This is a genomic window from Gelidibacter sp. (assembly GCF_053579655.1).
Genome location: NZ_JBMDWE010000002.1, coordinates 192,157 through 199,868, shown reverse-complemented (window position 1 = coordinate 199,868; position 7,712 = coordinate 192,157). Strand labels below are relative to the sequence as shown.

7 protein-coding genes are annotated in these 7,712 nt (G+C 38.1%); 4 read left to right on the top strand and 3 right to left on the bottom strand.

Translation table 11 applies throughout. The features are described from left to right. The 3 genes from ACOH2D_RS02195 to leuS form a co-directional block, all read right to left on the bottom strand. On the bottom strand, positions 1 to 545 hold a 545-nt coding region (locus ACOH2D_RS02195; RefSeq protein ID WP_449534250.1), incomplete at its 3' end, for a Bax inhibitor-1/YccA family protein. Positions 546 to 642: 97 nt separating this feature from the next. Next, a complete protein-coding gene (locus ACOH2D_RS02190; protein WP_348039051.1) occupies positions 643 to 1,338 on the bottom strand; it encodes a zinc metallopeptidase in 696 nt (231 codons plus the stop codon). A 245-nt stretch (positions 1,339 to 1,583) separates the two neighbouring features. After that, a complete protein-coding gene (gene leuS / locus ACOH2D_RS02185; RefSeq protein WP_449534249.1) occupies positions 1,584 to 4,397 on the bottom strand; it encodes a leucine--tRNA ligase in 2,814 nt (937 codons plus the stop codon). A gap of 195 nt (positions 4,398 to 4,592) precedes the next feature. On the opposite strand from leuS, the gene ACOH2D_RS02180 reads away from it, so the two are divergent. From ACOH2D_RS02180 to truB, 4 genes are all read left to right on the top strand, one after another. Further along, the gene (locus ACOH2D_RS02180) at positions 4,593 to 5,471 is read left to right on the top strand and encodes a cell division protein FtsX (RefSeq protein ID WP_348039011.1); all 879 of its coding nucleotides are present in this window, start codon (positions 4,593 to 4,595) and stop codon (positions 5,469 to 5,471) included. A gap of 260 nt (positions 5,472 to 5,731) precedes the next feature. Next, on the top strand, positions 5,732 to 6,001 hold the full coding sequence (locus tag ACOH2D_RS02175; RefSeq protein WP_449534248.1) for a DUF3098 domain-containing protein: 270 nt from the start codon (positions 5,732 to 5,734) through the stop codon (positions 5,999 to 6,001). Positions 6,002 to 6,074: 73 nt separating this feature from the next. After that, a complete protein-coding gene (locus tag ACOH2D_RS02170) occupies positions 6,075 to 6,956 on the top strand; it encodes an undecaprenyl-diphosphate phosphatase (RefSeq protein ID WP_449534247.1) in 882 nt (293 codons plus the stop codon). Further along, positions 6,949 to 7,644 carry a tRNA pseudouridine(55) synthase TruB gene (gene truB / locus ACOH2D_RS02165; protein WP_449534246.1) on the top strand — a complete coding sequence of 232 codons (696 nt, stop codon included), beginning with the start codon at positions 6,949 to 6,951 and terminating at the stop codon, positions 7,642 to 7,644. Before ACOH2D_RS02170 ends, truB begins: the two co-directional genes overlap by 8 nt. Positions 7,645 to 7,712: the final 68 nt, after the last annotated feature.

Below are 7,712 nucleotides of genomic sequence, written 5' to 3'. Positions count from 1 at the left end.
AAGTTAAATCCGAATAAGGTTCCCGCAATAATTAATCCTATAGCGATAAAAAAGCCAACGGTCAAACCTGTTTTAAGGAATGAAAAATCCTTTTTAGTCATAAATACAACGGCAGATAAACCTGTAAACAAAGCTAAGGTCACAATAGCTGCTTGATTCAAGATCTCTGGACCTGAATCCATATAAAATGCTGCAATGTATATTAAAGGCACAAAAATTAAGGCTTGGGCCAAAACATATAATCCAAAAGCCAAATATTGTTTGTTCTTATCTTGTGATTTCATGGTCATTCGCTCTGCATAACTGGTAATGAACATGAAGCCTCCTAACATAATTAACCATTTATAGCCTTGAGTCATTGACATCATAAAACTGACAATGGTTTCACTTTGCAGCAACAAGTATTCAAAAATGATGAACATTAAAACACCTCCTGCGACGTGTCCATAAGTTTTTTTGTAAAAATCCACACGCTCAGCATCCGTGGCCTGCACCAATAGTTTTGCATCAAAACTGTTAAAATGGTTTTCAGTAGGTTGTTCCATAAATTAAGGCATTTAGTTAAAGGTTAAAAATAGAAGAATAAATTGACCGAACAACAAAAATTTGTGTTCGGTCCTTTTCTAATATAATATTATAAAATTAATCTCTTCCGCCAAAGACTTGCATTGCCCAATATAGCAAAGAAGCTAAAGCACCAATTGCAGCCACCAAATAGGTTCTGGCAGCCCATTTAAGCGCATCTTCTGATCCGGCATATTCTTCTGGAGTCAGCATATTTTTGCCTTTTAACCAAGCTAATGCCCTGTTACTGGCATCATATTCAACAGGTAAGGTGATTAAGCTGAACACCGTTGCAAACCCCATAAATACCAGTCCTGCGACAGCAATATAGTAGCCAAATCCAGCACCTGCAGCGGCACCTAAAACCAAACCACCAATCACTAACCATTGTGACATGCCTGAAGTCACACTCACCACAGGCACCAATGCTGAACGCATTTTTAAAGCAGCATAAGCTTGCGCGTGCTGTACGGCATGGCCACATTCATGAGCAGCAACTGCAGCCGCAGCCGCATTACGCTGATCATAAACAGCTTCACTTAAGTTAACAGTTTTATTTTTTGGATTGTAATGGTCCGTCAATTGCCCTTTTACGGAAATCACTTCCACATCACGAATCCCATTATCGGCCAACATTTTTTCAGCGATTTCCTTTCCGCTCATGCCATTTCTTAAATGGACTTGTGAGTATTTTTTGAATTTGCTTTTTAATTGATTGCTTACCAACCAACTGACTAGTGCAATACCACCAATCAAGATCCAATAACCCATCATTCCTGTTCCACCCATGTTTATTCTTATTTTAAATTCAATCTAATATAACAAAAACTAAGCCAATTTGACCTAATGAAATTTTGTCAGTTGTTTTGATAATTCTTCTTATTAAAAGTGTCGACTTTCAAAGCCTGAAACGAAAGATATACCACCTCGTCTTCTATTTCTTTTCGGAAACAGAAGCCACTCCCCCTTCATTTCGACAGGCTCAATGACCACCAAGCAGGAGAATTTCTTAGGATTTTCTACCCAACAATATTCACAATTTTACCAGGCACAATAATCACCTTTTTAGGCGTGCGCCCTTCCAAATGCGCCATGGTTTTCTCGTGAGCCATCACAGCTTTTTCGATTTCAGCTGCACTCAGATCCATCGGCAACTCTAAGGTAAATTTCATTTTCCCGTTAAATGAGATTGGATAATTCTTAGTACTTTCTACCAAATGACTCGCATCAAATTCAGGGAACGATGCCCGTGAAATCGATTCGTCATGTCCTAATTGGCTCCATAATTCTTCTGTAATATGTGGTGCATAAGGCGACAATAAAACCAAGAAAGGTTCCAAAATTGCCTTACTCGTACATTTCTGAGCCGTCAATTCGTTGACGGCGATCATAAACGTAGAAACTGAGGTGTTAAATGAGAAGTTCTCAATGTCTTCTTCAACTTTTTTAATAGTTTTATGAAGTGTTTTTAAATTATCTGGGGTTGGTTCCGAATCGGTAACATTTAAACCGTTATCTCCCACATACAATTTCCAAAGTTTCTTAAGAAAACCGTTAACGCCTGTAATTCCTGCCGTATTCCAAGGTTTAGCTTGTTCTAATGGCCCAAGGAACATTTCATAAAGTCTTAAACTATCCGCGCCATATTGCTCACAAATGGAATCTGGATTGACGACGTTGTATTTGGATTTCGACATTTTATCGACTTCACGACCTACAATGTACTTACCATCTTCTAAGATAAACTCAGCAGACTCAAAATCTGATCGCCATACTTTAAAAGCTTCAATATCCATTTCATCAGACGCATTCACAAAATTCACATCCACATGAATTTCTTGGACTTTATAATCTCCAATTAGATTTTTTGACACAAACTTCTGTGTACCTTCAATACGATATACCAAAGCACTCGTCCCCAAAATCATTCCTTGGTTGATCAGCTTTTTAAAAGGTTCTTCAACACTTACAAATCCTCTATCTTTTAGGAATTTGACCCAAAAACGAGAATAAAGCAAATGGCCTGTAGCATGTTCACTTCCGCCAATGTATAAATCGACGTCTTTCCAATAACTCAAAGATTCTTCACTTGCAAAAGCCTCATCATTATGAGCGTCCATATATCGGAAGAAATACCAAGAACTACCGGCCCAACCTGGCATCGTATTTAATTCTAAAGCAAATACTGTTTTATTATCAATCAACTGATTACTGACCACTGCACACTGCTCTGTGTCCCAAGCCCAAACATCGGCACGACCTAAAGGTGGCTCGCCGGTTTCGGTTGGCAAATATTTTTCGACTTCTGGCAAGCGGATAGGCAAATGTTTTTTATCAATCATTTGCGGCATGCCGTTCACATAATAAACCGGGAATGGCTCGCCCCAATAACGCTGGCGCGAAAAAACAGCATCACGCAAACGGTAATTGGTTTTACCTTCACCTTGATTTAATTTTTCAAGTTCAGAAATGACTTTTTTGGTAGCTTCATTATAACTTAATCCGTTAAGAAAATCAGAGTTCGCAATGATCACATTATCTTTTGAAACGTAGGCTTCCTCTGAAATGTCAACTCCTTCAAAAATATTAGGAATCGGAATATTAAAGTGTTTTGCAAAGTCATAATCGCGTTGGTCGCCACAAGGAACTGACATCACTGCGCCTGTTCCGTAACCAGCCAATACGTAATCCCCAATCCAAATCGGAATTGCCTCTTTTGTAAAAGGATGTTCTGCATAAGCGCCAGTAAATGCACCAGAAATCTTTTTGACGTCGGACATGCGGTCGCGTTCGCTACGTTTTGCAGTGGCTTGAATGTAGGCTTCTACTTCTTGTTTTTGTTCAGAAGTTGTAATTTTAGATACTAAGTCATGTTCTGGCGCTAAAGTCATAAACGACACACCGAAAATGGTGTCAGGTCTTGTCGTAAACACAGAAACTCTGAACTCTGAACTCTGAACTCTGAACTCCACATGAGCTCCAACCGATTTTCCAATCCAGTTGCGCTGACTTTCTTTTAAAGATTCTGTCCAATCGATAGTATCCAAACCTTGAAGCAAACGCTCCGCATATGCAGAAATTCGCATGCTCCATTGGGTCATTTTTTTTCTGACCACCGGATGACCTCCACGTTCTGAAACACCGTTCACAATCTCGTCATTCGCCAAAACGGTTCCTAATGCTGGACACCAATTGACTTCAGTTTCTGCTAAATAAGTCAGTCTGTATTTTAAAAGAATTTCTTGTTTTTTTTCTGAAGAAAACGCATTCCAATCGGATGCTGAAAAGGTTTCGATATGATCATCACAAACAGCATTGACGTTTTTATTGCCTTCTGAAGCAAAAAGAGCTGTCAAAGTTTCAATGGACTCTGCTTTATTCGTATCGTTATTATACCAAGATTCAAACAATTGGATGAAAATCCATTGGGTCCATTTGTAATAAGACGGATCAGAAGTACGCACTTCCCTGCTCCAATCAAATGAAAATCCAATTTGATCCAACTGTCGGCGATAGGTTTTGATATTTTCTTCCGTAGTCAAAGCTGGATGTTGTCCTGTTTGAATAGCATATTGTTCCGCAGGCAAACCAAAACTGTCATAACCTTGTGGATGCAATACATTAAAGCCTTTATGGCGTTTGTAGCGCGCATAAATATCGCTTGCAATATATCCTAACGGATGTCCCACATGAAGTCCTGCCCCACTTGGGTAAGGAAACATATCGAGCACATAATATTTTGGTAGCGTACTATTATTTTCGGCTTTGAACGTTTGGTTTTTGGCCCAATAGTCTTGCCATTTTTTTTCTATCTCGTTGAAATGGTAATTCATAAAACTTGGTATCGTTGATATCTCGCAGAGCCGCAGAGGCGCAAAGCTTATTTTAAGAAGAATAACATAGCGTCTTTGCGAGAACATTATTCAGACCGCAAATTTAAACTTATTATAACACTATTGAAATTTAAACGTTGTAAACCCTAAGGGAATAGATTTCTTTCATATTTTTACAGCTTCAACTAAAATTTTATGAGTTCATCTTTTGACAGATATCAAAAACGGAGATTAATTTCGTCGTACTTTTCAGTGGTTATTAGTATCGCTTTGGTCCTTTTTTTATTGGGCTGTTTGGGACTTTTGGTTTTAAATGCTAAAAAGGTGGCCGACCATTTCAAGGAACAGGTAGTCGTGACTATTTATTTAAACGATTCCGCAAAAGAAGTTGAAGTGAACCAGCTAGAAAAAAGTCTGGCCATGGCTGAATACACTAAAAGCACCGAATATGTATCAAAAGAAGCCGCAGCCGAATCAATGAAAGCGGAAACTGGCGAGGATTTCATGGATTTTGTCGGCTATAATCCCTTGCAGAATTCGATTGACGTGCATTTGAAAGCCGATTTCGTGACGACTGAAACCTTGGCCGCCATAACCGAGGAATTGTCCAATAAAAAGTTTATTGAAGAAATTCGCTATGACAATGATTTAGTGGAATTAATGAATGACAACGTTAAAAAAATCACGTTTTGGGTATTGGTCATTAGTGGGATTTTCACATTGATTGCCGTTTTATTAATCAACAGTTCTATCCGACTAGCAGTTTATTCCAAACGTTTCATCATCAAAACGATGCAAATGGTGGGTGCGACCAAAACATTTATCCGCAGGCCTTTTGTATTTCAAAGTGTGAAATTGGGAATTATTGGCGCCATTATCGCTGTTATTGGAATGGGCATTGTAGTCTATTATCTTGATCAAAGCTTTGTGGAATTGGAATTACTCGCCAACCCCATTTTAATTGCCGGTTTGTTTGCTGTCATTTTTCTTTTGGGAATTCTTATTACTTGGGTCAGCACCTTTATTGCGACACAACGTTTCTTGAATTTGAAGACGGATGCTTTGTATTATTAATATAGATTCAGGACCGCTTCGCTTTTAGAATCAAGAACCAAGACTTGATTGCTAATAATTAAGAAACACAGTAGTTTTTATACGATTTTAGATGGATCTCTCAACAACCATCTATAGGCTTTCAAGTCATGAGAAATAATTAAATCGAAACGCTATTAGCTTTTTCAAATTCCTCAGCAAATCCGAAGTATTTAGATACAATTAACAGAAAGGTTTAAATAAATCCGTTAATTTGCAACCTATTGAAAATTTCAATTGTCATGGGAGAAAAAAAACGTAAGGAAAGCGCTAACAACAACTTCATTTTCGGAAGAAAAAATTACAAGTTTATGCTTATTGGCTTGGGCATTATTGCACTCGGATTCATATTAATGTCCGGTGGTGGTAGTGACGATCCTAATGTATTCAACCCGGATATCTTTAGCTGGAGACGTATCCGTTTAGCACCAACTTTAGTGCTAATTGGTTTTGGCGTTCAAGTCTATGCTATTTTACTCAACCCGAATAAGGACGCGAAATCCAAATCTTAAATTCCAAATTCCAACTCTCACTCATTCCCGATTTCTGGAATTTGGTGCTTGAATATTAAAAGTTTACCCACCTATGAATTTACTTGACGCCATTATTTTGGCCATTATTGAAGGTCTTACCGAATATTTACCTATTTCTTCTACGGCGCACATGGGTTTTACGGCAGCTTTAATGGGTTTACCTGAAGGGGAGTTTTTAAAAATGTTTCAGGTTTCTATCCAGTTTGGCGCCATTTTATCGGTGGTTGTTTTATACTGGAAGAAGTTCTTCGATTTTTCCAATCTCAATTTTTATCTCAAATTAGTTATTGCAGTACTTCCTGCATTGGTTTTAGGTTATTTATTTGATGATGCCATCGAATCGGTTTTAGGAAATCAAATTGCCATTTCGAGCGTATTGATTTTGGGAGGCATCGTATTGATCTTTGCAGATAAATGGTTTCAAAATCCAAAAATTTTAGACGAAAAAGACATCCCTATTAAAAAAGCACTGGTCATCGGTTTTTGGCAATGTTTAGCCATGATGCCTGGAACAAGCCGTTCGGCAGCATCAATTATTGGCGGAATGTCGCAAGGATTGAGTAGAAAAGCTTCGGCCGAATTTTCATTTTTCTTAGCTGTACCAACAATGGCAGCCGTAACCGTATATTCCATATTTGTAAAAACTTGGGGAAAAGGAACCACAAATGAAATGAAAGGCTACGAAATGATTTTGCAAGATCAATATCACATCATGCTGTTTGTACTTGGAAATGTGGTTGCATTTGTTGTTGCCATGATTGCTATAAAATTTTTCATTGCTGTGTTAACTAAATTTGGGTTTAAAGCTTGGGGCTGGTACCGAATTGTGATTGGCCTCGTTTTATTGGTGTATTTCTGGAACGTTCCAAATAACGAAATTCAGAATCAAAATATTTCAGAAATAACCATGACACAACACTCTACCAATGATTAAAGCAGAAGATTTTCAGGAAGGAAAAGTTCTCTTAATTGACAAACCTTTGCATTGGACCTCTTTTCAAGCAGTGAACAAATTGCGTTGGGAAATACGTCGCGCCCATAAAATCAAAAAGATTAAAGTTGGACATGCTGGTACTTTAGATCCGTTGGCGACAGGCTTATTAGTGATTTGCACGGGCAAAATGACCAAAAACATTGATAGTTTTCAGGCGCAAATCAAGGAATACACAGGTACTTTTGTTTTAGGAGGCACGACACCTTCTTATGATCTTGAAACTGAAATTGATCAAACTTACCCAACCGAACATCTTACGGACGAATTGATCCGCAACGCAACAGCACAATTTATTGGCGAGATTTCACAATTCCCACCCGTATTTTCAGCACTTAAAAAAGATGGCAAACGCCTGTACGAATTTGCACGCGCTGGCGAAGCCGTCGATATTCCGTCCAGACAAGTGCATATTTCAGAGTTTGAAATCACACGAATAGTTAACTTAGAAGTTCATTTCAGAGTGATTTGCAGCAAAGGCACTTATATTAGATCCTTAGCCCATGATTTTGGGCAAGCACTTCATTCTGGCGCTCATTTATCGGCTTTACGACGCACTAAAATCGGCGATTTTGATGTTGAGAATGCAGTATCTATTGAAAATTTCATTAAAGCACTTCCTTCAGAATAATTTTTAATACTTTACTTTTATCTAAAGAAAGAAAGTCTTTCAAGTGTTTCAGTCTTTCTAAAACTCAT